The 23,884-nt window shown below is 65.2% G+C and carries 22 protein-coding genes; 15 read left to right on the top strand and 7 right to left on the bottom strand.

Annotated features, from left to right (window positions below):
* Nucleotides 1-134 precede the first annotated feature (134 nt).
* A complete protein-coding gene (locus tag AC1RUR_RS05225) occupies nucleotides 135-857 on the bottom strand; it encodes a peptidoglycan-binding domain-containing protein (RefSeq protein ID WP_492842016.1) in 723 nt (240 codons plus the stop codon).
* Entirely contained in the window at nucleotides 850-2,739 is a 1,890-nt protein-coding gene (locus AC1RUR_RS05220; protein ID WP_492842014.1) for a PAS domain-containing sensor histidine kinase, read from the bottom strand. The genes AC1RUR_RS05225 and AC1RUR_RS05220 overlap by 8 nt, the downstream gene beginning before the upstream one ends.
* Before the next feature lie 387 nt (nucleotides 2,740-3,126).
* Between AC1RUR_RS05220 and AC1RUR_RS05215 the strand changes: the two genes are divergently transcribed.
* Both AC1RUR_RS05215 and AC1RUR_RS05210 read left to right on the top strand, forming a co-directional pair.
* Complete coding sequence (locus AC1RUR_RS05215) at nucleotides 3,127-3,561, top strand: DUF5330 domain-containing protein (RefSeq protein WP_492842012.1); 435 nt, start codon at nucleotides 3,127-3,129, stop codon at nucleotides 3,559-3,561.
* 68 nt (nucleotides 3,562-3,629) lie between these two features.
* The gene (locus AC1RUR_RS05210; protein ID WP_492842010.1) at nucleotides 3,630-4,058 is read left to right on the top strand and encodes a SufE family protein; all 429 of its coding nucleotides are present in this window, start codon (nucleotides 3,630-3,632) and stop codon (nucleotides 4,056-4,058) included.
* 140 nt (nucleotides 4,059-4,198) lie between these two features.
* Here the strand turns inward: AC1RUR_RS05210 and AC1RUR_RS05205 are convergent, their stop codons facing one another.
* Nucleotides 4,199-4,615 (bottom strand): Ros/MucR family transcriptional regulator, encoded by a 417-nt coding sequence (locus tag AC1RUR_RS05205; protein ID WP_492842008.1) that lies wholly within the window; start codon nucleotides 4,613-4,615, stop codon nucleotides 4,199-4,201.
* A gap of 156 nt (nucleotides 4,616-4,771) precedes the next feature.
* Entirely contained in the window at nucleotides 4,772-5,629 is an 858-nt protein-coding gene (locus tag AC1RUR_RS05200; RefSeq protein ID WP_492842006.1) for a DUF308 domain-containing protein, read from the bottom strand.
* 312 nt (nucleotides 5,630-5,941) lie between these two features.
* Between AC1RUR_RS05200 and AC1RUR_RS05195 the strand changes: the two genes are divergently transcribed.
* Both AC1RUR_RS05195 and AC1RUR_RS05190 read left to right on the top strand, forming a co-directional pair.
* Nucleotides 5,942-7,591 carry a glycosyltransferase family 39 protein gene (locus AC1RUR_RS05195; RefSeq protein WP_492842004.1) on the top strand — a complete coding sequence of 550 codons (1,650 nt, stop codon included), beginning with the start codon at nucleotides 5,942-5,944 and terminating at the stop codon, nucleotides 7,589-7,591.
* 205 nt (nucleotides 7,592-7,796) lie between these two features.
* Nucleotides 7,797-8,576 (top strand): class II aldolase/adducin family protein, encoded by a 780-nt coding sequence (locus AC1RUR_RS05190; protein WP_492842002.1) that lies wholly within the window; start codon nucleotides 7,797-7,799, stop codon nucleotides 8,574-8,576.
* A 328-nt stretch (nucleotides 8,577-8,904) separates the two neighbouring features.
* Here AC1RUR_RS05190 and AC1RUR_RS05185 read toward each other — a convergent pair whose 3' ends face one another.
* From AC1RUR_RS05185 to AC1RUR_RS05175, 3 genes are all read right to left on the bottom strand, one after another.
* A complete protein-coding gene (locus tag AC1RUR_RS05185; protein ID WP_492842000.1) occupies nucleotides 8,905-10,299 on the bottom strand; it encodes a M20/M25/M40 family metallo-hydrolase in 1,395 nt (464 codons plus the stop codon).
* Nucleotides 10,300-10,323: 24 nt separating this feature from the next.
* On the bottom strand, nucleotides 10,324-11,622 hold the full coding sequence (locus AC1RUR_RS05180; protein ID WP_492841998.1) for a glycosyltransferase family 87 protein: 1,299 nt from the start codon (nucleotides 11,620-11,622) through the stop codon (nucleotides 10,324-10,326).
* A gap of 178 nt (nucleotides 11,623-11,800) precedes the next feature.
* Nucleotides 11,801-13,426, bottom strand: a complete 1,626-nt coding sequence (locus tag AC1RUR_RS05175) for a helicase HerA-like domain-containing protein (RefSeq protein WP_492841996.1) — start codon at nucleotides 13,424-13,426, stop codon at nucleotides 11,801-11,803.
* A gap of 351 nt (nucleotides 13,427-13,777) precedes the next feature.
* Between AC1RUR_RS05175 and AC1RUR_RS05170 the strand changes: the two genes are divergently transcribed.
* The 11 genes from AC1RUR_RS05170 to AC1RUR_RS05120 all read left to right on the top strand — a co-directional run bounded on the left by AC1RUR_RS05170 (nucleotide 13,778) and on the right by AC1RUR_RS05120 (nucleotide 23,706).
* Nucleotides 13,778-14,143, top strand: a complete 366-nt coding sequence (locus AC1RUR_RS05170) for a DUF2267 domain-containing protein (protein ID WP_492841994.1) — start codon at nucleotides 13,778-13,780, stop codon at nucleotides 14,141-14,143.
* A gap of 24 nt (nucleotides 14,144-14,167) precedes the next feature.
* Complete coding sequence (locus tag AC1RUR_RS05165; protein WP_492841992.1) at nucleotides 14,168-14,575, top strand: DUF4332 domain-containing protein; 408 nt, start codon at nucleotides 14,168-14,170, stop codon at nucleotides 14,573-14,575.
* A 252-nt stretch (nucleotides 14,576-14,827) separates the two neighbouring features.
* Nucleotides 14,828-15,700 (top strand): dihydropteroate synthase, encoded by an 873-nt coding sequence (gene folP / locus AC1RUR_RS05160; protein ID WP_492841990.1) that lies wholly within the window; start codon nucleotides 14,828-14,830, stop codon nucleotides 15,698-15,700.
* The gene (gene folB / locus AC1RUR_RS05155) at nucleotides 15,697-16,065 is read left to right on the top strand and encodes a dihydroneopterin aldolase (RefSeq protein ID WP_027544155.1); all 369 of its coding nucleotides are present in this window, start codon (nucleotides 15,697-15,699) and stop codon (nucleotides 16,063-16,065) included. The genes folP and folB overlap by 4 nt, the downstream gene beginning before the upstream one ends.
* Nucleotides 16,066-16,202: 137 nt before the next feature.
* Nucleotides 16,203-16,718 carry a 2-amino-4-hydroxy-6-hydroxymethyldihydropteridine diphosphokinase gene (gene folK / locus AC1RUR_RS05150; RefSeq protein WP_492841986.1) on the top strand — a complete coding sequence of 172 codons (516 nt, stop codon included), beginning with the start codon at nucleotides 16,203-16,205 and terminating at the stop codon, nucleotides 16,716-16,718.
* Nucleotides 16,719-16,798: 80 nt separating this feature from the next.
* The gene (locus AC1RUR_RS05145) at nucleotides 16,799-18,670 is read left to right on the top strand and encodes a methylmalonyl-CoA mutase family protein (protein ID WP_492841984.1); all 1,872 of its coding nucleotides are present in this window, start codon (nucleotides 16,799-16,801) and stop codon (nucleotides 18,668-18,670) included.
* Complete coding sequence (locus tag AC1RUR_RS05140; protein WP_492841982.1) at nucleotides 18,667-19,131, top strand: GFA family protein; 465 nt, start codon at nucleotides 18,667-18,669, stop codon at nucleotides 19,129-19,131. The genes AC1RUR_RS05145 and AC1RUR_RS05140 overlap by 4 nt, the downstream gene beginning before the upstream one ends.
* Nucleotides 19,132-19,288: 157 nt before the next feature.
* Nucleotides 19,289-21,445 carry a methylmalonyl-CoA mutase gene (gene scpA, locus AC1RUR_RS05135; RefSeq protein ID WP_492841980.1) on the top strand — a complete coding sequence of 719 codons (2,157 nt, stop codon included), beginning with the start codon at nucleotides 19,289-19,291 and terminating at the stop codon, nucleotides 21,443-21,445.
* A 37-nt stretch (nucleotides 21,446-21,482) separates the two neighbouring features.
* Nucleotides 21,483-21,779 carry a nucleotidyltransferase family protein gene (locus AC1RUR_RS05130; RefSeq protein ID WP_492841978.1) on the top strand — a complete coding sequence of 99 codons (297 nt, stop codon included), beginning with the start codon at nucleotides 21,483-21,485 and terminating at the stop codon, nucleotides 21,777-21,779.
* A gap of 32 nt (nucleotides 21,780-21,811) precedes the next feature.
* Nucleotides 21,812-22,582 (top strand): RsiV family protein, encoded by a 771-nt coding sequence (locus AC1RUR_RS05125; RefSeq protein ID WP_492842396.1) that lies wholly within the window; start codon nucleotides 21,812-21,814, stop codon nucleotides 22,580-22,582.
* A 131-nt stretch (nucleotides 22,583-22,713) separates the two neighbouring features.
* Nucleotides 22,714-23,706 (top strand): tripartite tricarboxylate transporter substrate binding protein, encoded by a 993-nt coding sequence (locus AC1RUR_RS05120; protein ID WP_492841976.1) that lies wholly within the window; start codon nucleotides 22,714-22,716, stop codon nucleotides 23,704-23,706.
* Nucleotides 23,707-23,884: the final 178 nt, after the last annotated feature.

Raw genomic sequence — 23,884 nt, 5'->3', positions numbered from 1 at the left:
AGGATGAGCCATCATCGTCCCTGACGCCGTCGGCAGTCATTGATCCCGGACAAATCACGCCGGCGCAGGGCAGGCATCTCCTTGCGGATCACGCGCGGACAATTGACCCGCGTCAATGACGACGACAAATGCCGTTACTCGACGGGGTGGCCGATCGCGGCGGCGAGCTCGCGCAGCAGGCGATCGGACACCTGGCCGGTGACCTGCATCTTGTGCTCGCGCTCGAACTTCTGGATCGCGGACTGGGTCTCGCCGCTCATCGCGCCCGTGACCTTCAACTGGCCGTAGCCATATTCGGACAGCGCGCGCTGCACGCCGGCGATACGCTTCGCGGCCGGGGTCTGCTGCACCGGGATCGGCGCCGGCGGACGCATCACGGAGGGCGGCGTCGAGGTCGTTTGCTTGACCAGATTGGTCATGGGATCGCTACCCGGGCGCGGCGTCGATGCGGTCGCCTCGACGGGCTTTTCGGCCGGCTTCTCGGCGGCTCGCTCGGCAGGTTTTGGCTCGACGCGGAATTCCGTCGCTCTCGGCTCGAGCGGCGAGGTATCGGCGCCGACGGGGCGCGGACGCGGCAAGGGGTTCGACAGCGACGCCGACGACGGCGCGGGAAGATTGATCACGGTGCCGAACATCGGCGCCGGATGCCGGCCAGTCTGGAGAAACAGCGCGTTCGCGACGATCGCGCTGACGGCGGCGACGGCGACGAGACCGGCCAGCGTGTCCTTGGGACTGTGCAGCAGCACGCGCATCACGAGGTTGCGCTCGGTCTCGACGTCGACAACCGCAGCCTTGACCCCAGCCCTGGCGCCACGGCGGCGCGGAGCGGTTTCGTCCTTTGCAGACTTCTTAGGCACTTTTCTTCACCGGAGCAGGTTGGTCCTGAAGTTGGTCGTGAAGTTCCTGGCGCAGCGCCGGCGTCAAGGTCGCGATCTTGCTCTCGGCCGACATTCTGTCGGCAGGTTTGGCTTGCGGCGGCTTGTAGACCAGCGGCAGCTTGACGGTGACGACAGTGCCCTCGCCGAGCCTGCTTTGTACCGTCAATTCGCCGAGATGCAATGCCACGAGACTCTTCACGATCGAAAGACCAAGGCCGGTGCCTTCGTGACGGCGCTGATAGGTCTTGCCGGCCTGGAAGAACGGCGCGCCGATACGCTTGAGGTCGTCGGGCGCAATGCCGACGCCGGTGTCGCTGATGCGCAGGGTGAGCTGCGATCCCGACGTCGCGGCGGAAACCGAGACCTGACCGCCGCGCTCGGTGAACTTGATGGCGTTGACGACGAGGTTGAGCACGATCTGCTTGAAGGCGCGCGGATCGCCGGTCATGACAGGCAGGTCCTGCGGCGCGTCGGTGATGAGGTCGATGCCGTTCTCCCGCGCCTTCAGCGACAGCAGATTGCAGCAATGCATGAGCGAGGCGCGCGGCGCGAACGGCTCCGACGCAATCTCGAAATTGCCCGATTCCATCTTGGACATGTCGAGGATGCCGTTGACCACCGACAGCAAATGCTGGCCGGAATCGTTGATCAGCTGGGCGTATTCCCTGCGCTGGGCCGCACCCAGCATCAGGGTCTGCTCCTGCGCGATCATGTCGGAGAAGCCGATGATGGCGTTGAGCGGCGTGCGCAGCTCGTGGCTCATGGTGGCGAGGAAGCGCGTCTTGGCGGCGTCGGCCGCCTCCGCAGCGCTGCGGGCCTGATCGAGCGCCTGCTCCTGCAGCTTGCGATCGGTGACGTCGCGCATCACGGCGACGACTTCGGCCTCGCGCGTGGCGTCACGGCCCATATCCTGATCGAGCGGCCGGCAGCGCATCTCGACCCAGATGAAATCGACCTGATAGTTTCCTTGGCCGCGCTCGGAACCAACGGGCTCCCGCCGCAGCCGGAACTCGACGCTGCGCACCTCGCCGCGCGCGGCGTCGGACAAGGCGGTGAGATAGGCCGGGCGATCGGCGACATGGACGCGATCGAACAGGCCGTGGCCGTGCAGCTGCGCGACTGATATGCCGAGCATGGCCTCGGCGGCCGGCGAGATGAACTGCACCGCGCCGTTGCGCTGATGCCGCGAGATGACGTCGCTCATGTTGCGTGCGAGCAGGCGATAACGCTCCTCCTCGCGCGACAGCAGCGCGACGCTGGTGCGCGCCAGTGACTCCGCGCCGAAGGCGAGGCCCGCAGCATAGAGTGTGGCCGAGGCAACGCCGAACGCCATCAGCACGCCGCGCTCCGCGGCGCTCGGCTCGTCCAGCGGCAGAAGGCCGAGCTGGCCGACGAGGATCAGGATCCCGGCGCAGGAGAGCGCGAGCAGCGAGGCGAAGGCCGCGACGCGGCGCGAGGCCGACAGCGCAGCCTCGAGGGGAACCACGACCAGCCAGACCACGGCGAACGATTCGATGCCGCCGGTCGTGACCGCGACCGCCATGATCAAGCCGGCGAGCGCCAGTGACGACAGCACATGCGCGCCTTCATAGCGGCCGGTGCGCGACAGGAACCAGGACAACATGATCGGCGCGATCAGCCAGGCAAAGGCCGCGACTTCGACCGCGCTCGGCGCGCCACGCATGGCGAGATAGACAGGGAATGCGGCAAACGTCGCCAGGCTGCCGAGCAGACGCGGCGCCATGAAGGCACGATGGCGCGCTCGCGTCAGCGCGTCGTAACGCGCGGAGGGATGCAGCAGCGCATCGAGACAATCGCGGATGATACTCAAAACTGTCACGGGTCTCGCGCTTCGGCTCATTCGTCGGAGAGACGCGCCGGAACGCCTCCTTGTCGTTGAGCCACCGTGTCAGAGCGACCTTAAACGAGTGCTAAGGCGGCGCGGCCCGGTGCCGGACACCATGTCATCGCCGGGCTTTTTAGACGATTTGACGACGTCATCGGCGAGGATGGTGAACACAGGGTTTCACCTGCCTCCTCATGGTTTCGAATTGGTGGATGCGCGGGCCGGAGAACCACGGAGATCCCGCATCAATGGAAAATTTACGAGACCGCCATCTTCGAAGATTTTTGCGTAAATTTTCCGCGAATTAAGCTCAAGGCAATCACTTGCGATTTATCGAGAGTTGCTAGGTCCGACACGCTCTGCGGAGATCGCCGCGGCGCGATCTAACATACAGGTCGCAAGATGCGCTTTCTGCTTCGCATCACATTCTGGCTCGGGCTGGTGCTGGTGCTCCTGCCGCGGGACAAGACGCCCGAATCGGACAAGCTGCCGCAGATCGGCGCCGCCGATGCGGTGCAGGCTGCGACCGCGGCCGTCTCCGACATGACCCAGTTCTGCAAGCGCCAGCCGGCGGCCTGCGAGGTCGGCGGACAGGCCGCGACCATCATCGGCCAGCGCGCCCAGGACGGCGCGAAGAAGATCTACCAGATCATCAACGACAAGAAAGAGCACATCACCAACGACAAGAACGACAAGACCGACAAGAAGGCCCCCGACCACACCGGCTCGATCGCGCTGGCCGGCGAAGGCGACATTGCTGCGAGCGAGACGGCGCGCGACACCCTGACCCAGGACGACCTCGCGCTGGAATGGCGCGGACCTCAGGTCGCGAATTAGCCCCCAAACCCTATCGATTTCACGGCTTCGCGTCCTTATATTGGCCTGAACGGGAACCGTGGGCCAGCATGACGACGATTGACGAAATCAGGGACAATTTCGAGATTCTGGACGAGTGGGACGACCGCTACCGGTACGTCATCGAGCTCGGCCGCACCCTGGAACCGATGCCCGAGGCCGAGCATTCGGCCGCCAACAAGGTGAATGGCTGCGTCAGCCAGGTCTGGCTCCAGAAGCTGGTCGACCGCAGCAAGGGCGCGCCGATCCTGAAGTATCGCGGCGACAGCGACGCCCATATCGTACGCGGTCTGGTCGCGATCGTGCTCGCGCTCTATTCGGGCCGCACGCCGCAGGAGATTCTCGCGACCGACGCGATCGCGGTGTTCGACGAGTTCGGCTTTCGCGATCATCTGACGCCGCAGCGCTCCAACGGCCTGCGCTCGATGGTCGAACGCATCAAGACCGACGCGAAAGAAGCGCTGGCGGACGCGTCCTGAGGAGCGCACGTCCCGAACCACGCACAAGGTGCCGTAGGGCGGGCAAAGCGGAGCGTGCCCACCACTTGCGTGTGATCGGTAAGAATTCGTGGGCACGGCGCAAGAGCGCCTTTGCCCACCCTACGAGATCCGGGCCCGGACTACTTCCGCTTCCGCTGCTGCTGTCCCAAACCCATCTGCTTTGCCAGTTGCGAGCGCGCCACCGCGTAGTTCGGCGCGACCATGGGATAGTCGGCCGGCAGGCCCCATTTCTCGCGGTATTGCTCCGGCGTCATGTTGTACTGGGTGCGCAGGTGACGCTTCAGCGACTTGAAGCGCTTGCCGTCTTCCAGGCACACGAGATAGTCCGGCGCGATCGACTTCTTCAGCGACACAGCCGGCTTTGCCGGCTCGAGCGGCACAGTCTCGGCGCGGCCCGACGAGACCCGCACCAGCGCGCCATGCACCTGGCTGATCAGGTTCGGAATCTCGGCGGCCGGCGTCGGATTGTTGCCGAGATAGGCCGAGACAATGCTCGCTGTCAGCTCAATGAAATTCTTCGCCCCGGCATCCGACATGGGCCCGACCTTTCTCCACCTTGCGTCTCACCGGAGAGACGACGCCAAACTATTCCGTGTCAACAATATGTTCGGCCAAATACAGAACTGACGACTATGAGGTGATGACTGACGACGTGACAAGAACGGTGGCGCTTGACGTGTCCGCTTCAGTCCTCAGGACCGCTGGTCGAGATGCGCGCGCAACTCGTCGATCGAGGCAAAGCGCATCATGCCTTCAGGCATCTGCGCCTCGATCGAGCCGTCGGAATAGAGCGAATAGGCCATGCCGTCGACGATGCCGGATTTGAGCACGGTTACGGGCGGCTGCTCGACCGCCGGCTCCGCCTCCGGCTCGGGTGCGGGCGGCGGCGGGCCAGGCTCGGCAAAGGTCGAGGGCGAGCGCGGCGGCGGGCGGCGCGAGGCGGCCGGCGGCTCAGGGGGACGCATCCGATCCGGCTTCGGCCAGGCATCGTCGAAGCTGCCAGGGGGCGTGTCCGGGGCAGCAAGCGCTGGCTCTCCATGCGGCGGCGAGCCCTCGGTGGCCTTTGCCTCCGCACGTTCACGCTCCTTGCGCGAGGTCGAGGCGAACAGCAGGTTGCGCCGGCGCGGCGTTTCCGGAGCGGCGGGTGGTGCCGGCGGTTCCGGTTCCGGCGCGGGCTCGACGCGCGGACGCGCGGGTGTTTCGCCCTGCCATGGCGGCGGCGCGGCAGGCGATGGCGGCGCCGGCGGCTCGACGCGCATCGCCGGAACAGGCTCGGACGCAGGCGCGCCAGGCACCGCAAGACCCGGCAGAACGGGCCTGACCCGGACCTCGGACGCCGCGCCCGATCCGGCCAGCCGGCGGGCGATGCCCTTCAGCTCCCGCACGACCACATGGAGGCCCGCCAGTAACATTCCGGAGCAGACGCCGATCGTGCCGGAGATTATGAGGGTACTGCCGAGGCTGAAATCCCTGACCGTGTAGCCAAACAGGATCGCAAGGAGCCCCGCCACGACGGCGATAATCCCCGCGATCAACAATGCCAACGTCATCGAACTCACCCCCGGCCGCGCATCCACGCGCGACACCCGTTACGCCACGATACCGTCATCCTGTGTTCCTCGCCAACGGCGAATTGCGATCAACGTTCCTAAAGAGAAGGAAATCAGGGACTTATTCACATTCCCTTCAGCTACGGATCGCTACTGCTGGAGTGCTCTTGAGTTTCTGGAATTGCTGCGTCGCATCAGGAATTTAGCCATAATGCCCAATTACTTGGTAATGGAACTGCGCTATACGGAGTCCGGGGAGCAGGCCCGCGCGCACCAGCAGGGCCAAGAGGGGATTCCGGGTCACCAATAGCCATGACATCCATCACGACTTCGGCGATCGACACGCCTGTACGGCGCTCGGTCGAACGGACTTGCGACGATCTCGCCATGCTGGTGCTGGCTACGGTCGCCGTCGTTGCAGGCTTGACCTTTCGGGACTACGGCCTCGGCTGGGACGACTACACCCACGCTGAATACGCCGATCTGTTGCTGCGCATGTTCGGTTCCGGGTTCAAGGACACCGCGGCGCTCTCCTTCGCCAACCTCTATATGTATGGCGGCGGCTTCGACATGGTCGCCGCTCTCCTGCACAAGCTGATTCCGCTCGAGCTGTTCGAGACGCGCCGCCTGCTCGGCGCCATCGTCGGCGTGATCGGGCTTGCCGTGACGTGGCGGCTCGGCCGCCGCGTCGGCGGGCCCCTCGCCGGTCTCGCCGCGCTCCTGCTGCTCGCGCTCTGCCCGATCTTCTACGGCCACATGTTCATGAACCCGAAGGACGCGCCCTTCGCGGTGGCCATGATCATCCTGATGCTGGGTCTGGTCCGGCTCGCCGAGGAATATCCGCAGCCTTCGCCGCGCACGATCCTGATCGTCGGCCTCGGCGCCGGCCTCTCGCTCGGCTGCCGCGTCCTCGGCGGACTCGCGCTGGTCTACGCCATGGTGGGCTTCATCCCGCTGTTCCTGGAAGAACTGCGCGCCGAAGGCGTTCGCGAGGCGGCCCGCCGCTTTGCCCATGTCGTCTACGTGCTGCTGCCCGGCCTCGTATTCGGCTATCTCGTGATGGGCCTGATCTGGCCGTGGTCGATCATGGAACCCGGCAATCCCTTCGAGGCGCTGACCTACTTCTCGCACTTCTTCGAGAAGCCCTGGAAGGAAATGTTCGACGGCGCGATCGTGTCCGTGCCCGACATGCCCTGGTCCTATCTGCCGACGCTGTTCGCGCTTCAGTTGCCCGAGGTGATGCTGCTGCTGATGGGCGGCGCCGTGGTCAGCACCTTCGCGCTGCTGCCGCGCCGCGAGGTTCCGGCGCGCCGCAAGACCATCCTGCTGATGCTGACGCTCGCCGCGACCCTGCCGCTCGCGATCGCGATGGTGAAGCGGCCGGCGCTGTACAACGGCATCCGTCATTTCGTCTTCGTGATCCCGCCGATGGCGGTGCTCGGCGGCGTCGCCTTCGCCTGGACCATGGAGCGCCTGCGCGCCAACCACCGCACCTGGCAGCCGGTCGTGCTCGCCACCTTCTGCTTTGGCCTCGCGCTCTCGCTCGCCGAGATGATCCGGCTGCATCCCTATCAATACACCCACTTCAACCACATCGCCGGCACCGTGCGCGGCGCCGACGACCGCTTCATGCTGGACTATTGGGGCCTCGCGCTGAAGCAGGCCTCCGACGAACTGCGCGAGCAGCTCGTCGAGCGCCAGGAAGTGCCGCCGCGCAATCGCAAGTGGAAGGTCGCGGTGTGCGGTCCGCAGCGTCCGGCGCAGGTCGCGCTCGGGCCCGACTTCACCATCGGCTGGGATTCCAATGCTGCCGATTTCGCCATGACGCTCGGCGAGTTCTACTGCAAGGGCCTGACCGCGCCCGTCATGGTCGAGATCAAGCGCGACGACGTCGTGTTCGCCCGCGTCTACGACATCCGCGGCAGCAGCATTTCCAGCCTGCTCTCGATCCCGGCGCCGTAATATCGTTGCCCGATCGGACGGCCACGCAGACGAAACGTCGCGGCGGCCACACCGGGGCGGTTCTGGAATCCGGAACCTCCGCCCCGCATTCGGCTGCGCTCCATGCGGGCCACGCTGAACTGCCGCGCTCTTGAGGCGCCTTGCCGCCGGCCATCACCGCGACTACGCTCCCGCTCCGCAACAACGAGGTTCGGAGAGATTTGCCATGTCACCAGCGGAAGCGCGCCTGAAGGAAGTGCCGTCGAACATGACGGAGGCCGAGTGGCAGCAACGGGTCAATCTCGCCGCCTGCTATCGCCTGGTTGCGCTGTACGGCTGGGACGATCTGGTCGACACCCACATCTCCGCCCGCGTGCCCGGCCCCGAGCATCACTTCCTCATCAACCCCTACGGGCTGATGTTCGACGAGATCACGGCCTCCAGCCTGGTCAAGGTCGACCTGCACGGCAACCAGCTCTCCGAGAGCGAGTACAGCATCAACCCGGCCGGCTTCACCATCCATTCGGCGATCCACGAGGTGCGTGAGGATGCGATCTGCGTGCTGCATCTCCACACCCTTGACGGCACCGCGGTGTCGAGCAGCGCCGAAGGCCTCTTGCCGCTGAACCAGACCGCCCAGCTCGTCACCCACGACCTCGCCTATCACGACTATGAAGGCATCGCGCTGGACCACGACGAGCGGCCGCGGCTCCAGAAGGACCTCGGCGACCACAACCACATGCTGCTGCGCAACCACGGCACGCTGACCGTCGGCCGCTCGGTCGCCTCCGCCTTCGAGCGCATGTATCACCTCGAGCGCGCCTGCTCGATGCAGGTGCGCACGCGCGCGCTGGGCACGCCGGTCTATCCGGTCGAGGAGATTGCGATCGAGAAGAACACCGAGCTGCTCGCCAACCGCGACCGCGCCGAGCTGCGCGCCACCAACCTGGTGTGGCCGCCGCTGCTGCGCAAGCTCGACCGCGAGCTGCCGGGCTACCGGTCTTGAGATTTTCGCGGTTTCGTGTAGGGTAGCCGTCAACGACCTCTGCACGTCCTGGAATGAAACGCCGCCCAATTCCGGGCGGCGTTTTTATTTTGGGGCGGCGGCCTCTCCGCCCGTCATTGCGAGGAGCGAAGCGACGAAGCAATCCAGACTGCTTCCGCGGAGGGATTCTGGATTGCTTCGCTACGCTCGCAATGACGGGGATAGAATCTTCGTAACGGATGAAGGTTTCGTAGGGTGGGCAAAGCGCAGCGTGCCCACATCTGTCGCGATCCGGGACAAAGGGTGGGCACGGCGCTTTGCGCCTTTGCCCACCCTGCGGCAGCTCGCGCTACTTCACCTCCGCGAGCGCAGCGAGGATGCGGGCCCAGGAGCGGATGCCCTTCTGGAAGCTGCGGAGGTCGTACTTCTCGTTCGGCGAGTGGATGTTGTCGTCGTCGAGGCCGAAGCCGACCAGCAGCGAGTCGAGGCCCAGCGTGCGCTTGAAGTCGGCGACGATCGGGATCGAGGCGCCCGAGCCCATCAGCACCGTCTCCTTGCCCCATTCCTCGGCCAGCGCCTTGCTGGCGGCGGCGAGCGGCTTCATGTTCCAGTCGAGCGCAATGGCGGGCCCGGCGGAATGGTCGCCGAACTCGACCTTGCAGTCATCAGGAAGCCGCGCCGTCACGTAGTCGCGGAAGGCCTTGCGGATCCTCTGCGGGTCCTGCCCCTCGACCAGACGGAACGAGACCTTGGCCGAGGCATGCGACGGGATCACCGTCTTGGAGCCCTCGCCGATATAGCCGCCCCAGATGCCGTTGACGTCGCAGGTCGGACGCGTCGAGGCCTGCTCGATCAGGAGCCGCCCCTTCTCGCCCGCCGGGATCGACAGCCCGATCGGCTTGAGGAAGAAATCCGGCGTGAAGCCGAGCTTTTTCCACTGTTCGAGGATATCAGGCGGCGTATCTTTCACCCCGTCATAGAAGCCGGGGATGGTGATGCGGTTGTCGTCGTCGAACAGCCCGCCGAGAATTTTGGTCAGCACCCGGATCGGATTCATTGCCGTGCCGCCGAACACGCCGGAATGCAGGTCGCGGTTGGCGGCGGTGATCTTCAGCTCTTCATAGAGCAGGCCGCGCAGCGACGTCGTGATCGCCGGGGTGTTGCGGTCCCACATGCCGGTGTCGCAGACCAGCACGTAATCGGCCTTGAACTCGTCCTTGTTGGCCTCGATGAAGGGCACGAAATTCTTCGAGCCGACCTCCTCCTCGCCTTCGATCAGGAAGGTGATGTCGACCGGCAGCGAGCCCGTCACCTTCTTCCAGGCGCGGCAGGCCTCGACGAAGGTCATCACCTGGCCCTTGTCGTCCTCGGCGCCGCGCGCGACGATGATCTTGCGGCCGTCGGCATGGTCGGTGACCACGGGCTCGAACGGCGGACGGTGCCAGAGATCGAGCGGATCGACCGGCTGCACGTCGTAATGGCCGTAGAAGATCACGTGCGGCCGCCCACCCGCCTTGGCCTTGCCGACGATGGCGGGATGGCCGGCGGTCGGCCTCACCTCGGTGGCGACACCCAGGCTCGCGATGTCCTTGGCGAGATGCTCGGCCGCCGCCTTGCAATCCCCGGCGAAGGCCGGATCCGCGGAGATCGACTTGATCCGCAACAGCGAAAACAGGCGCTCCAGGCTGTTGTCGAAATCCTTGTCGATGTGGTCGAGCACGGATTGAAGCTGCGCATTGGCCATGGTCGTATTCCCGTCGTTTGAGGCTCAAGAAATCGGGGTCTCAAGATCGCTGGGTTTTAGCGCTGCCGCGGCGCCGGAGCCAGCCGCAACCGGCGGATGCCGGATGTGCCATGCGAGCGCACCTGCCAGAACCCCCGTGGCGAGGAGGTTGTTGCCCCAGGCCTGGAAGACATGGGGAAACCACGGCAGCGCCAGCAGCATGAGCAAGCCGGCCGCACCGAGGGCAAGCCAGGTTCCCAGCCGCACCTTCGCCCGCTCGTCGAAGGCCGCGCGATGCATCAGCACCGTCATCGGGAAGAACAGCCACATGAAGTAGTATTGCCGCGCCAGGGGCGATGCCACCGTCATCAGGCAGAGCAGGATGCCGAGCTCCTCGGCATCCGAGCGCACCGTTCGAAGCCGTTGCGGCGGCATGACCGCGACGAAGCCGAGCCCGAGCAACGCCGACACCGCGAGCACAATCCAATTCGCCGTCCTGTAGTCGACGTCGATGACGTTCATCGTACGCGGCGGCTTGCTGGAATCCTCCTGATTGTAGTTGATCGGGCGGACCAGCCGATGCGTCACGGCGATGATGGATTGGTTGACCCACGACCAGTTCTGCTCGGCGCGCTGGCCAAAACCCTTTTCCGAGCTCGTCCCGACCATGGCCTGATACCAGGTCTTGAGCTCGGCCGCGTTGCGCTCGAAGCCGCGAATGGGCGCCGGCACGACATAGAGAAGGATGCCGGTGAAGGCGACGGTAGCGATCACGGCCGCCCACTTCCGCCGCCAGATCAGATACGGCAGCACTGCGATCGGAAAAACCTTGATGGCGGTCGCGAGCGCGAACATCCAGCCCGCGAGCCAGGCGCGCTGATGCCGCAAGCACCAAAAACCGTAGAGTATCATCGCCAGCAGAAGCAGGTTCGGCTGGCCGAGATCGAACATGTCGAACACGAAGGTCACGGTGACGACGGCAGGCAGCGCCTCCAGCCAGGGGCCGGGTGTGCGGGCCGAGCCGGTCATGACGCTGGAGAGTGTCCCGGTGTACCACCACGCCAACGCATTCAGGACCGACAGCACGATGTAGAGCGGGATCTTGCCGAACCAGCTCGGGATCGCCAGCAGGATCGCCGGCAGCGGTGGATAGATGAACTCGAAGTACTCGTCGACCCCGTTGGGATAGAGTGGCCCGCCGTGGAGGACCTGCTGGCCTGCCCAGTACCACAGCCCATAATCCTTGGTCTTGCCGTGGCCGAAAATCTCCGGACCAAGGACGTCCGCGGTCAGGATGAAGCAGCAAAGCAGGAAGAGCAGATCCAGCGGAGCACGCAGCGACATGCGCCTCGGCGCATCAGGTTTGGCTAATGGGGCGGCTGAGGTCACAACGCGGTCCAGTCCGGCGGCGACCTAGCACGTAGCAGACCGACGGACGGATGGTGAGCCCATCACCTGAAATTGTACCCGTGCTGAAGCAGCCCACGCCGGCGCGCGGACTGCCTCCAATAGGGCTTTCTGCCTATCGACGCAGCAGGCCGCCGAGCGCGCCGCGGACCAAGGTGCGGCCGATCGAGCCGCCGAGCTGGCCGCCCACCGACTTGCCGATATTCGCGGCCATGCCTCCGATCACCTGGTTGGTCACCGATCGCGTCACGTCGCGCGCAATGACCTGGCCGGCCGACAGGCGGCCGCGCTTGACATTGGTGCCGAAGATGGTGCCGACGATCGAGCCGATCTGACCGAGGATGCCGCCACCGCTTCCGCTCGCCGCGCCCGCATCGGCAGTCGCCGCGGTGCCGGCGATGCGCTTCTGGATCATCTCGTAGGCGGACTCCTCATCGACAGCGGTGTCGTATTTGCCCTTCACCGGGCTCGCATCCATGATCGCCTTGCGCTCTTCCGGCGTGATCGGTCCGATCCGGGCCGATGGCGGCCGGATCATCACCCGCTCGACCATCGCCGGCGTGCCGTTGCCTTCGAGGAAGGACACCAGCGCCTCGCCCTTGCCGAGCTCCGTGATCACCTTGGCGGTGTCGAGCTTCGGGTTGGGCCGGAAGGTCTGGGCCGCGGCGGCGACCGCCTTCTGGTCGCGCGGGGTGAAGGCGCGCAGCGCATGCTGCACCCGGTTGCCCATCTGCCCGAGCACGCGATCCGGCACGTCGATCGGGTTTTGCGTGACGAAGTAGACGCCGACGCCCTTGGAGCGGATCAGGCGGACCACCTGCTCGATCTTGTCCATCAGCGCCTTGGGCGCGTCGTTGAACAACAGATGCGCCTCGTCGAAGAAGAACACCAGCTTCGGCTTGGGCAGGTCGCCGGCCTCGGGCAGCTCCTCGAACAGCTCCGACAGCATCCACAGCAGAAATGTCGCGTAGAGCCGCGGGCTCTGCATCAGCTTGTCGGCGACCAGGATGTTGACCATGCCGCGGCCGTCGCGGTCGGTCTTCATGAAGTCCTTCAGCGTCAGCGCCGGCTCGCCGAAGAACTTGGTGGCGCCCTGGTTCTCCAGCACCAGGAGCTGGCGCTGGATGGTGCCGACGGTGGCCTTGGTGACGTTGCCGAAACCCTGCGCCGCCTTCTTGATCTCGGCAAGCGGGCCTTCTTCGGCATCCGCCCCCTTCTTGCCGGCATCCGGCACGATGGCATCGAGCAGCGCGCGCAGATCCTTCATATCGATGAGGGTCAGCCCATTGTCGTCGGCGACGCGGAAGGCGACGTTGAGCACGCCTTCCTGCACATCGTTGAGGTCGAGCATGCGCGCCAGCAAAAGCGGCCCCATCTCGGTGACGGTCGCCCGCACCGGGTGGCCCTGCTCGCCGAACACGTCCCAGAACACCGTCGAGAACTGGTCGGGCTGGAATGTGAGCCCCATCTCGGTGGCGCGCTTGATGATGAAGTCTTTGGCCTCGCCGACCTCGGAGATCCCGGAGAGGTCGCCCTTGATGTCGGCCGCGAAGACCGGAACACCGGCGCGCGCAAATCCCTCTGCCATGACTTGCAGCGACACGGTCTTGCCGGTTCCGGTTGCACCGGTGACGAGGCCGTGGCGATTGGCGAGCGCCAGCGTCAGCCATGCCTGCTCGTCTCCCTTCCCGACGAAGATCTTGTCGTCGGTGTCGCCGAGCTTGCTGTTCTGTGCGGTCATTTATCGTCTCTGATCTCTCTGCCGTGTTTCGCGTATTGAAACTCGAATGCACCAGTTCCGTAGTTTAACGCATGTCGCGCGCCGATTAAAACCGTTCAACGCGTCCGGGACATGCGACATTGCCGGAAACATCCGGACGACATCAGCCAAAAGTAGGAACGACGCGTTCGCACCGCGGCAATTTTTTGCCGATTCCATCTCCGCTCTTGCATCGCTGCAACACCTTGCGCGCGTTCGAAGATGAATCGCATGCTCGCCTCCGTTCATAGCTTGTATTTCACATCACACCGGCTCAAGATCATTTTTCGAAAGCAATACTCCGGCATGCAAACCGGCTGAGGGGCGGGCCTTATGGACGAGCTGATCGGGCGGCTGGCGACAAACGCCAGCATAGATAGTGCTGTGGCTGAAAAGACCGTCGGCATTATCCTGGGCTTCCTGCGCAACGAAGGCCCTTCCGAGAACGTCGAAGCCCTGATCAATCAGATTCCCGGCGCGGAGGCGGCGATCGAGGCGTCCACGAGCGGCGGTGGACTGTCGCGGCTGATGGGCGGCGGCCTGATGGCCGTCGGCACGCGCCTGATGGGCCTGGGACTTGGCATGTCCGAGATTCAGAACATTGCCCGTGAACTTTTCCGCTTCGGCCGAGACAAAATCGGAGCGGATCAGATGGGCAAGATCATCGCAGGGACGCCGGGCCTCAGCCAATTTGCCTGAGCTACGCTTTTCATATCGAGTATCATGACATATCCGATCTCCGAGATTGAGGGCCTGCCGACCTTTGCCGCCAACAAGTTGAAGGCGCAGGGAATCCGCACCACCGACGCACTGCTCGAGGCCGCCTCAACCGTGAAGGGCCGCAAGGCGCTGTCCGCCAAGACCGGCATCAGCGAGCAGCAGCTGCTGGAATGGGCCAACGTGTCCGACTACATGCGCATTCCCGGGATGGGCCGCGCCAAAGTCGGCCTGGTCCGCGCCGCCGGCGTCACCACCGTCCGCGAGCTCGCCTATCGGAATCCGGCCAGGCTCGCCCAGAGCATGCGCGAAGCCAACGAGAAGAAGAAGCTCGTCCGCATCCTTCCTTCCGAGAAATCGGTCGGCGACATCATCGCCAGGGCCAAGAAGCTGCCGCCGAAGATTACGTACTAGGGCGGGCTCTCTGCACTTCATTCTCTCCCTCCCCGTCATCCTGAGGTGCGAGGCATGGGACGCAACGCGTCCCGTGCCGAGCCTCGAAGGATGAACGGCCGCGCTGCGCGAGCCGGGCCGTCGCCCTTCGAGGCTCGTCTTGTGGTGCTGCGCACCGCAAGGCTCACACCTCAGGGTGACGGTGATGGAGCGGCGCGTGCTGCCGCCAATCCCGCCTTGAATCCCCCCTCCCCGACCGCTAAAGCGGGCCGCATGAATGCCTCGCCTTCCTCTCCCGTCCCGCCGGCCGGCTCGGCCCGGCCTGACGTGCTGCGGACGCTGCTGGAACGGCCTATCCCGGCGGTCATGGGCGTGCTCAACGTCACCCCGGATTCCTTCTCCGACGGCGGCGAGTTCATCACGCCCGATCTGGCGCTCGAACGGGCGCGGGCGATGATCGCCGATGGCGTCGACATCATCGACATCGGCGCAGAGTCCACCCGGCCCTACAAGGGCGCCAAGGCCGTCACGGCCGAGGACGAAATCGCCCGGCTGAGGCCGGTGCTGGCGGGCGTGGTTGCGCTCGGCGTGCCGGTCTCGATCGACAGCATGAAGGCGGACGTGGTGGCCTTCGCACTCGACCAGGGCGCGGCCATCGCCAACGACGTCTGGGGCCTGCAACGCGACGCCGGCATGGCGCCGCTGGTGGCGGCGAGAGGCGTCCCCGTCATCGTCATGCACAACCGTGACAACGTGGATTCCGCCATCGACATCATCGCCGACATGAAGGCGTTCTTCCTGCGCTCGCTGGATATCGCCGCCAAGGCCGGCATCGCACGCGACAAGATCGTGCTCGATCCCGGCATCGGCTTCGGCAAGACCGCCGAGCAGAGCATGACCGCACTGGCACGGCTGCGCGAACTCGACATGTTCGGCCTGCCGGTCCTGGTCGGCGCCTCGCGCAAGCGCTTCATCAATTCGGTGTCGCCGTCCGAGCCGAAGGAAAGACTCGCCGGCTCGATCGCCGCGCATCTGATCGCCGCGCAGCGCGGCGCCAGGATCATCCGCACCCATGACGTCGCCGAGACCCTGCAGGCCCTGCGGGTCGCCCACGCAATCGAGAGCAAGCCAGAGAACACGCAATGACCGATACGATCTTCGTGACCGGCCTGTCGATCCATGCCCGCCACGGCGTGATGGATCACGAAACCGAAGTCGGCCAGCGCTTCGTGATCGATCTCGAACTCTATACCGACCTGTCGGAGCCTTCGCGCACCGACCGGCTCGCCGACACCGTATCCTACGCCGAAGTCGTGGCGACCACGACGGCGGCGTTCAAGAACACCAATTACAAGCTCCTGGAACGCGCGGCCGGCGCGGTCGCGGACGCCATCCTGTCGCACTTCCCGCGCATCCGCGCGGTGAAGATCACCGTGCACAAGCCGCATGCGCCGATCGCCGCGATCTTCGACGACGTCGGCATCATGCTGACGCGCTCGCGGCATCCCTGACATGGCGAGTGGCCCGATCCTGACATTCGCACGGACTCGCGGAGCCACGTTTGCGAATGTCAGGATCAAAAGGGCCACTCGTTTATTATTGTTTGCTCGCGGAGCGGATTTGACGTTCGCAGAAGGATGCTCGGCAAATGGCTAGCGAACGTCAAATCCGCTCCGCGAGCGTGCTGATCGCCCTCGGCGGCAATGTCGGCGATGTCCGCGCGACGTTCGGCAAGGCGATCGCCCATATCTGCGGCATGGCGCAAGCTGCGGTGATCGCGCGCTCGTCGGACTACAGCACTCCGCCCTGGGGCGACGAGGACCAAAATCCCTTCATCAATGCCTGCGTCGAGATCGAGACCGACCTCGATCCGCACGCGCTCTTGTTCGTGATGCAGAAGGTCGAGCAGAAATTCGGCCGTATCAGGGACAAGGAGCGGCGCTGGGGGCCGCGCACGCTCGATCTCGACATGATCGCCTATGACGATGTCAACTTCCAAAAGCCCGACCTGACCTTGCCGCATCCGCGCCTGTTCGAGCGCGCCTTCGTGCTGGTGCCGCTGGCTGAGATCGCGCCCGATCGCGTGATCTCAGGCATCCGCGTGCGCGACGGACTTGCCAGCGTCTCGACGCAAGGCATTGAGCGGCTTCCGGATACCGGTTAACCAAAAACAACCGTTTGCAGGGACGGCCGGCCGTGGCAATTTCGCCTGCGAATAACAAGATTTTGGGAGCCCTTGGCCGTATGACCTCCGTGACTGACGACCTGCCGCTGGCGGCCGATTTTCCCAAGGCCATGATCGACGACTGGCGCAAGCTGGTGGACGGCGTGCTGAAGGGCGCGCCGTTCGAGAAGCTGGTCGGCAAGACCTATGACGGCCTGAGGATCGATCCGCTCTATCCGCGCGCAAGCGGCGTTGCGCCGGTGGTCGGACGGGCTGCGGCCGCGCCGTGGCAGATCATGCAGCGGGTCGACCATCCCGATGCGACTGCCGCGAATGCGCAAGCCTTGCAGGATCTGGAGAATGGCGCGACGGGGCTCGCGCTGGTGTTCGCCGGCGGCAGCGGTGCTCACGGCTTTGGCCTGGAACCTTCGGCGGATGCCGTCGCAAAGGTCCTGAAGGACATTCATCTCGATGCCGGCATCGGCATCGACCTGCAGGTCGGTCCGCAATCGCGGATGGCGGCGATCCATGTCGCGGAATATGTGAAGAGCAAGGGCCTCGATCCCGCCGCCTGCGACATCCGCTTCGGACTCGATCCGCTCGCGGCCGGCGCGGTGTGGGGCCACAGCCCCTACAGCTGGGAGGAGATCGCTCCCGCCGTCACCGGTGCCATCAAGGGTCTCGCCGCGCTCGGCTTCAAGGGGCCGTTTGCATCCGCCGACGGCCGCGTGATCCACGATGCCGGTGGCTCCGAAGTGCAGGAGCTTGCTTTCGTGCTCGCCTGCGGCGTCGCCTATTTGCGCGCGATCGAGAGCGCCGGTGTTCCCCTGGAAGCCGCGCAGGGCATGGTCTATGCGCGACTCGCCGCCGATGCCGATCAATTCCTGACCATGGCAAAATTCCGCGCGCTGCGACTGCTGTGGGCGCGTATCGAGACCGCGTGCGGCCTGACGCCAAAGCCGCTGTTCATCGCCGCCGATACGGCCTGGCGCATGCTGACGCAGCGCGATCCCTATGTGAACATGCTGCGCGCGACCATGGCGGCGTTTGCGGCGGGCCTTGCCGGCGCCAACGCCATCACGGTGCTGCCGCATACGCTGGCGCTCGGGTTGCCGGATCCGTTCGCGCGGCGCGTGGCGCGCAATACGCAGCTTCTGCTGCTGGAGGAGAGCAACCTTGCCAAGGTCAGCGATCCCGCCGCGGGCGCAGGCGGCATCGAGACGCTGACAGCTCAGCTCTGCGACGCGGCCTGGGCGCTGTTCCAGGAGAGCGAGACAGCCGGCGGCGCCTTTGCCGCGCTTCAGCAGGGCCTGTTCCAGAGCAAGGTGGCCGCCGCGCGAAAAGCGCGGGACGCCAACATCGCAAAGCGCCGTGACGTGCTGACCGGCGCCAGCGAGTTTCCGAACCTGCATGAGAGTGAGACGGCGGTGCTGAAGGCAACCCCGGTCGCGCTCGCCCCTTACGGCGAACAGAAATACAAGTTCGACGCGCTGCCGCCGATCCGGCTGGCGCAACCCTTCGAGGCGCTGCGCGACAAATCCGATGCGGCGCTGAAGGCACGCGGCGCGCGGCCAAAGGTGTTCTTGGCCAATCTCGGCACGCCCGCCGATTTCACGGCGCGGGCGACCTTTGCCAAGAGCTTCTTCGAGGCCGGCGGCATCCAGGCCGTGGACAGCGAGGGCTTTGCCGATCCGGCCAAGCTGGCGGCTGCGTTCAAGGCTTCGGGCGCCGAGCTTGCCTGCCTTTGTTCCAGCGACAAGGTCTATGCGGAACACGCCGAAGCCGCGGCGAAGGCCCTGCAAAGCGCGGGCAGCAGACATATCTATCTGGCAGGGCGCCCGACTGATGCCGAGGCGGCACTCCGTGCGGCCGGCGTCACGGGTTTCGTCTTCGCCGGGGGCGATGCGCTTGCCACATTGCAAGACGCCTACCTGCGGATGGAACAGGCATGACCGAGACCAGCAAACCCGTTCTCACCGGCGGCTGCCAATGCGGCGCGATCCGCTTCGCGGTCTCGGCGGCCCCCAGCAAAGTCAGCATCTGCCATTGCCGTATGTGCCAGAAGGCGAGTGGCGCGCCGTTCGCCTCGTTCGCCGACATCGAGAAGGGTGATTTCGCCTGGACCAAGGGCACGCCATCGGCGTTCCAATCCTCTTCGATCGCGATGCGCGACTTCTGCGCCGCCTGCGGCACGCCGCTGAGCTTCCGCCGCATCGACGGTCCGCGCATCGAGATCATGACCGGGGCGTTCGACCGCCCGGACCGGATCGTGCCGACCCGGCAGTATGGAACGGAGTCGCGGCTCGGCTGGGTGGTCGGCATCTCCAATTTGCCGAGCCAGACCACGCAGCAGAATTACGGACCGGAGAAGATGGCGACCATCGTCAGCCATCAGCATCCGGATCATGATTGATATGCTAGGATTGGATGATGCTCGGTGTCTTGGCGGAATTTCTGGTCTGGGTGATCGTGTGGTCCATCGAGCATTTCTTCACCAACCCAACGCGCTTGGCCGAAAAGAAGCTTCGAAGACTGATCGAACGAAGCCGCAGGTTTGAGGACTCCAGGCAATGACCCGCATTCCCAATTTCGCCGACGTCGCCTTCGAGCGCATCGCCACCGCAGCCCCGGCCGGCAGCGCCGAGCCATGGCTGACGCCGGAGGGCATTCTGGTGAAGCCCGCCTATGGCGAGGCTGATCTCGCCGGGCTCGATTTCCTCGAGACCTATCCGGGCATCGCACCGTATCTGCGCGGGCCCTACCCGACCATGTATGTCAACCAGCCCTGGACGGTCCGGCAATATGCCGGCTTCTCCACGGCGGAGGATTCCAACGCGTTCTACCGCCGCAACCTCGCCGCGGGGCAGAAGGGCCTCTCGGTCGCCTTCGACCTCGCCACCCATCGCGGCTATGACAGCGACCATCCGCGCGTCGGCGGCGACGTCGGCATGGCCGGCGTGGCCATCGATTCCATCTACGACATGCGCACGCTGTTTGCGGGGATTCCGCTCGACCAGATGAGCGTGTCCATGACCATGAACGGCGCGGTGCTGCCGATCCTCGCGCTCTACGTCGCCGCCGCAGGCGAACAGGGCGTGGCGCCGGAGAAGCTGTCGGGCACCATTCAGAACGACATTCTGAAAGAGTTCATGGTGCGCAACACTTATATCTACCCGCCTGCGCCCTCGATGCGGATCATCTCGGACATCTTCGCCTACACCTCCACGAAGATGCCGAAATACAATTCGATCTCGATCTCCGGCTACCACATGCAGGAGGCCGGCGCGACGCAGGACCTCGAGCTCGCCTATACGCTCGCCGACGGTGTCGAATATCTGCGCGCGGGGCTTGCCGCGGGCCTCGATGTCGACCGCTTCGCGCCGCGCCTGTCGTTCTTCTGGGCGATCGGCATGAACTTCTTCATGGAAGTCGCCAAGATGCGCGCCGCGCGCCTGTTGTGGGCGAAGCTGCTGAAGCCGTTCAACCCGAAAGACCCGCGCTCGCTGTCTCTGCGCACGCATTGCCAGACCTCCGGCTGGTCGCTGACCGCGCAGGACGTCTTCAACAACGTGATGCGCACGACGGTGGAGGCGATGGCGGCGACACAAGGCCACACCCAGTCGCTGCACACCAATGCGCTGGACGAGGCGCTGGCGCTGCCGACCGATTTCTCGGCCCGCATCGCCCGCAACACCCAGCTGTTCCTGCAGCAGGAGAGCGGCACCACCCGCATCATCGACCCCTGGGGCGGCTCGTATTATGTCGAGCGGCTGACGCGCGATCTCGCCGCCAAGGCGTGGAGCCATATCCAGGAGGTCGAGGAGCTCGGCGGCATGGCGAAAGCCATCGAGGCCGGCGTGCCCAAGCTGCGCATCGAGGAGGCTTCCGCCAAGACGCAGGCCCGCATCGACGCCGGCAAGCAGGCGGTGATCGGCGTCAACAAGTACAAGCCGACCGATGAAGCCCCGATCGATATTCTCAAGGTCGACAACACCAACGTTCGCCGGCTCCAGATCGACAAGCTGACGCGGCTGAAGGCCGAGCGCAACCAGAAGGACGTCGACGCCGCACTCGCCGCGCTGACGCGCTCGGCCGGCGAAGGCAACGGCAATCTGCTCGCGCTCGCGATCGACGCGGCGCGCGCGAAGGCGACCGTCGGCGAAATTTCGGACGCGATGGAGAAGGTGTTCGGCCGGCACCGCGCCGAGATCAAGTCCATCACCGGCGTCTACAAGCGGGAGGCGTCCAGCATGGGTAACCGGGTCGAGAAGGTTCAGGCGCTGATCGACGCCTTCGAGGAGGCGGAAGGCCGCCGCCCGCGCATCCTGGTCGCCAAGATCGGCCAGGATGGCCACGACCGCGGCCAGAAGGTGATCGCCTCTGCGTTCGCCGATATCGGCTTCGACGTCGACATCGGACCGCTGTTTGCGACCGCCGACGAGGCGGCGCGGCAGGCCGTGGAGAACGACGTGCACATCCTCGGTGTCTCCTCGCTCGCCGCCGCCCATCTCACCGCCGTGCCGGAATTGAAGGCCGCGCTGAAGAAGCAGGGCCGCGACGACATCATGATCATCGTCGGCGGCGTGGTGCCGCCGCAGGATTACGATGCGCTCTATGCCGCCGGCGCGGAAGCGATCTTCCCGCCCGGCACGGTGATTGCGGATGCGGCGGAGGAGCTGATCCGCAAGCTGAATGCCCGGCTCGGGCATAGCGAGGCGGCGGAGTAGATGGTACGCTGGCCGTGCAACCGGCCGGATTGTGTCCATGACGCGTGACGAAATCATCGCTGCGATACGCAGGAACGCGGATGCCATCAAAGCGAAGGGCGTGTCGAAACTTGCCATCCTCGGCTCGCGGGCCGGCGAGGACTATCGCCCGACCAGCGACATCGATGTCCTGGTCGAGGTCGAACCGGACGCCCCTTTCTCGCTGCTCAACCTGATCGACGTCGAGCAGATCATCGAGGATGCGACCGGCTTGCAGGCGCAGGCGACTGTCCGGCGCTCCGCCTCCCCTCATTCCGCTCAGCAGATCGCGGACGACATTCTCGAAATATTCTGACGCTCACGTAAGGAGCACCATCCTTGAAGTTCATGATCGGTTTGAGCGTCGCCGTGGCGCTCAGCGCCATGTGCGTAACCCCCGCCTTCGCCGGCGACCCGCCCGACGCCGTCATCAAGAACAAGAACATCGACGCCCGGATCTTCCTCGACGACAGGATCAAGGCCGATGCGGCACTGGCGGCGGATTGCCTGGCTGACGGCAGGAAGTGGCTCGACAAGAATGCAGCCGAAGCCGCCGCCGCCCGCAAGCAGGACCCGCAGTTCTTCAGGGGCCGCGGCTGGGATTTCGAGCGCAAATATTCGATACGCTCCGTCGTCGCCGACCGCTATGTCAGCATCCTGCGCAACGACTACGTGAACACCAATGGCGCCCATCCCAATTCGGACGTGAACACGATCCTGTGGGACAAGGCGGAGGGCAAGCGCATCTCGATCCGGCCGTTCTTCACCGAGACCGCCGATGGCGGCCCCACCATGAAGGCGATGGTGAAAGCCGTGATCGTCTCGCTCAAAGCCGAGAAGAAGAAGCGCGACACCGGCGAGACCGCGACCGATGATTGGTTCAAGGAGCTGGCACCGAGCCTGCTCAAGATCGGCGCGGTGACGCTTACCCCCTCGACCGAGGCGGGCAAGAGCTCCGGTCTCACCTTCCATTATCCGCCCTATGCGGTCGGCCCCTACGCCGAGGGCGAATATGTCGCGTTCGTGCCGTGGGAGACGCTGAAGCCTTACCTCACCGCGGAGGGCGCGCGCATCTTCGGCGGCGCACGGCCGAAGGGCGATGCGGAAGAGCCGCAATGATCATCATTTGAGCAGCGACACATTGCTCACAAAGCCTTGGTAGCGCTACCTTGCAGCCGCGCTGCAAAGCCGACTAGAATGCCACCATTGACAAGAACGCCCGGTGTCACGGGCGTCGCTGGGAGGCATTCATGTCCAAGATTACGCGCCGCGCTTTTACGGCTTCATCCGCAGCGGTTGCAGCATCCGCCGCATTCGGTCTCACACCCGCACGCGCACAGGCCTATCCGGCGCGGCCCGTCACCGTCATCGTGCCCTGGGGCGCCGGCGGCGGCACCGATGCGACTGCGCGCATTGTCGCAGCGCTGCTGGAAAAGGACCTCGGCCAGCCCTTCAACGTGGTGAACCGCACCGGCGGCTCCGGGGTGGTCGGCCACAGCGCGATCGCGACCGCCCAGCCCGACGGCTACACCATCGGCATGCTCACGGTCGAAATCTCGATGATGCACTGGCAGGGCCTCACCGAGCTGACCCCGAAGAGCTACACGCCCCTCGCTCTGATGAATGAAGACCCGCCCGGCATCCAGGTCTCCTCGTCCTCGCCCTACAAGACGGTGAAGGAGCTCGCCGAAGCGATCAAGGCGGCACCGCCGGGCAAGTTCAAGGCCTCCGGCACCGGCCAGGGCGGCATCTGGCATCTGGCGCTGGTCGGCTGGATGCAGGCGATGGGCCTGCCCGCCAACCAGGTTGCCTGGGTGCCGTCGAACGGCGCAGCGCCGGCGATGCAGGATCTCGCCGCCGGCGGCCTCGACCTCACGACGTGCTCGGTGCCGGAGGCGCGGGCCATCATCGAGGCCGGCAAGGCCAGGAGCCTCGCCATCATGGCGCCGGCGCGCAACCCGATCTTCAAGGACGTGCCGACGCTGAAGGAGGCGATGGGCATCGACTACGCGACCGGCGCCTGGCGCGGCATCGGCGCGCCGAAGAACCTGCCCCCGGAGATCGCAACCAAGCTTACTGCCGCGCTGAAGAAGGTCTACGACTCCGCCGAGTTCAAGGACTTCATGGGCAATCGCGGCTTCGGCACGGTGTGGGGCGATGCCGGCCACTTTGCCGGCTTCATGGACAAGGGCGATGCCCAGATGGGCGAAGCAATGAAGGCCGCGGGCCTGAGCAAGGCGTGACGTTTCGCAGTTCTCGCGTGAGATGACTTTGACTGACGTGGTTGATCCGCACTCTTCTTCACCTCTCCCCGCTTGCGGGGAGAGGTCGGATCGCATCGCAGATGCGATCCGGGTGAGGGGGCGTCTCCGCGAATGCAACTATCACCGTCTTCGCGCAGAGCCCCCCTCACCCCGACCC

The organism is Bradyrhizobium sp. GW821-FHT12B03 (assembly GCF_058807535.1).
This window is presented reverse-complemented; position numbering and strand designations above follow the sequence as displayed.

Bases quoted from the DNA above. Each gene is read 5' to 3' on its own strand.
- AC1RUR_RS05220 (WP_492842014.1), bottom strand. From the start codon at position 2,739: ATGAGCCGAAGCGCGAGACCCGTGACAGTTTTGAGTATCATCCGCGAT.
- AC1RUR_RS05215 (WP_492842012.1), top strand. From the start codon at position 3,127: ATGCGCTTTCTGCTTCGCATCACATTCTGGCTCGGGCTGGTGCTGGTG.
- AC1RUR_RS05210 (WP_492842010.1), top strand. From the start codon at position 3,630: ATGACGACGATTGACGAAATCAGGGACAATTTCGAGATTCTGGACGAG.
- AC1RUR_RS05205 (WP_492842008.1), bottom strand. From the start codon at position 4,615: ATGTCGGATGCCGGGGCGAAGAATTTCATTGAGCTGACAGCGAGCATT.
- AC1RUR_RS05200 (WP_492842006.1), bottom strand. From the start codon at position 5,629: ATGACGTTGGCATTGTTGATCGCGGGGATTATCGCCGTCGTGGCGGGG.
- AC1RUR_RS05195 (WP_492842004.1), top strand. From the start codon at position 5,942: ATGACATCCATCACGACTTCGGCGATCGACACGCCTGTACGGCGCTCG.
- AC1RUR_RS05190 (WP_492842002.1), top strand. From the start codon at position 7,797: ATGTCACCAGCGGAAGCGCGCCTGAAGGAAGTGCCGTCGAACATGACG.
- AC1RUR_RS05185 (WP_492842000.1), bottom strand. From the start codon at position 10,299: ATGGCCAATGCGCAGCTTCAATCCGTGCTCGACCACATCGACAAGGAT.
- AC1RUR_RS05180 (WP_492841998.1), bottom strand. From the start codon at position 11,622: ATGTCGCTGCGTGCTCCGCTGGATCTGCTCTTCCTGCTTTGCTGCTTC.
- AC1RUR_RS05175 (WP_492841996.1), bottom strand. From the start codon at position 13,426: ATGACCGCACAGAACAGCAAGCTCGGCGACACCGACGACAAGATCTTC.
- AC1RUR_RS05170 (WP_492841994.1), top strand. From the start codon at position 13,778: ATGGACGAGCTGATCGGGCGGCTGGCGACAAACGCCAGCATAGATAGT.
- AC1RUR_RS05165 (WP_492841992.1), top strand. From the start codon at position 14,168: ATGACATATCCGATCTCCGAGATTGAGGGCCTGCCGACCTTTGCCGCC.
- folP (WP_492841990.1), top strand. From the start codon at position 14,828: ATGAATGCCTCGCCTTCCTCTCCCGTCCCGCCGGCCGGCTCGGCCCGG.
- folB (WP_027544155.1), top strand. From the start codon at position 15,697: ATGACCGATACGATCTTCGTGACCGGCCTGTCGATCCATGCCCGCCAC.
- folK (WP_492841986.1), top strand. From the start codon at position 16,203: ATGGCTAGCGAACGTCAAATCCGCTCCGCGAGCGTGCTGATCGCCCTC.
- AC1RUR_RS05145 (WP_492841984.1), top strand. From the start codon at position 16,799: ATGACCTCCGTGACTGACGACCTGCCGCTGGCGGCCGATTTTCCCAAG.
- AC1RUR_RS05140 (WP_492841982.1), top strand. From the start codon at position 18,667: ATGACCGAGACCAGCAAACCCGTTCTCACCGGCGGCTGCCAATGCGGC.
- scpA (WP_492841980.1), top strand. From the start codon at position 19,289: ATGACCCGCATTCCCAATTTCGCCGACGTCGCCTTCGAGCGCATCGCC.
- AC1RUR_RS05130 (WP_492841978.1), top strand. From the start codon at position 21,483: ATGACGCGTGACGAAATCATCGCTGCGATACGCAGGAACGCGGATGCC.
- AC1RUR_RS05125 (WP_492842396.1), top strand. From the start codon at position 21,812: ATGATCGGTTTGAGCGTCGCCGTGGCGCTCAGCGCCATGTGCGTAACC.
- AC1RUR_RS05120 (WP_492841976.1), top strand. From the start codon at position 22,714: ATGTCCAAGATTACGCGCCGCGCTTTTACGGCTTCATCCGCAGCGGTT.